General features: G+C 41.8%; 1 protein-coding gene. It reads left to right on the forward strand.

What is annotated here, in order from left to right:
• Positions 1 to 1,178, forward strand: a 1,178-nt coding sequence (locus DES38_RS11950) for a transketolase family protein (RefSeq protein ID WP_146206387.1), incomplete at both ends; no start/stop codon positions are given.

A 1,178-nucleotide genomic window follows, 5' to 3' on the forward strand; every position in this document is an offset into this window, starting at 1 on the left:
TCAATTGATGCGATTCAAAAGGCAAACTCTGGTCACCCAGGATTACCGATGGGGGCTGCTCCAATGGCATACACACTATGGACAGAGTTTATGGATCAGAATCCAAAAAATCCTTCATGGGTAGATCGTGATCGTTTCGTCTTATCAGCAGGTCATGGCTCAATGCTACTTTATTCAATGTTACACCTTGCTGGATATAAAGTATCTATCGATGACCTTAAAAACTTCCGCCAATTCGGATCACATACGCCAGGACACCCAGAAGTCACTGATACTGACGGTGTTGAAGCAACAACTGGACCGCTTGGTCAAGGGGTTGCTATGGCTGTTGGTATGGCAATGGCTGAAGCGCACCTAGCGGCAAAATATAACCGTGATAACTTTAATATTGTTGACCACTATAGTTATACGCTTGTTGGTGACGGTGACTTAATGGAGGGAATTTCCCACGAAGCTGCATCACTCGCTGGACACTTAGGGTTAGGTAAATTAATTGCTCTTTATGACTCTAATGACATCTCACTTGATGGTGATTTAGATAAATCATTCTCAGAATCAGTTCAAAAACGTTTTGAATCATACGGATGGCAAGTCATTCTTGTTGAGGATGGTACGGAAGTTGATACCATCGCTAAAGCGCTTGAACAAGCGAAAGCAAATACGACACAACCGACGATGATTGAAGTGAAAACAGTAATCGGATTTGGTTCACCAAATAAACAAGGTAAAAGTGACGCACACGGCGCTCCACTCGGAGAAGATGAAATTAAATTAGTCCGTGAAAACTACAAGTGGGAATTTGACGCATTTGAAGTTCCCGATGAGGTTTATACGGATTTTGAAGAAAAAGTTGCAAAACGTGGTCAAGCTGCTGAAGATGCATGGAACAATTTATTCGCTGATTATAAAGCAAAATATCCTGAATTAGCAGCTGAGTTCGAGCAATCACATTCTGAAGACCTACCAGAAGATTGGTCAAAAGATTTACCAACCTTTACACCAGGTGAAGATACACTTGCCACACGTGCATCGTCTGGGAAATTAGTTAATGCGATCTCAAAATCTGTTCCATCACTATTTGGTGGTAGTGCCGATTTAGCAGGTTCGAATAAAACACGTATGGATGATGAGGAAGACTTTGATAAAACAAACTATGCCGGACGTAACATTTGGTTTGG

It is taken from the genome of Streptohalobacillus salinus (assembly GCF_003201605.1).
GTDB classification, from domain to species: domain Bacteria; phylum Bacillota; class Bacilli; order Bacillales; family Amphibacillaceae; genus Streptohalobacillus; species Streptohalobacillus salinus.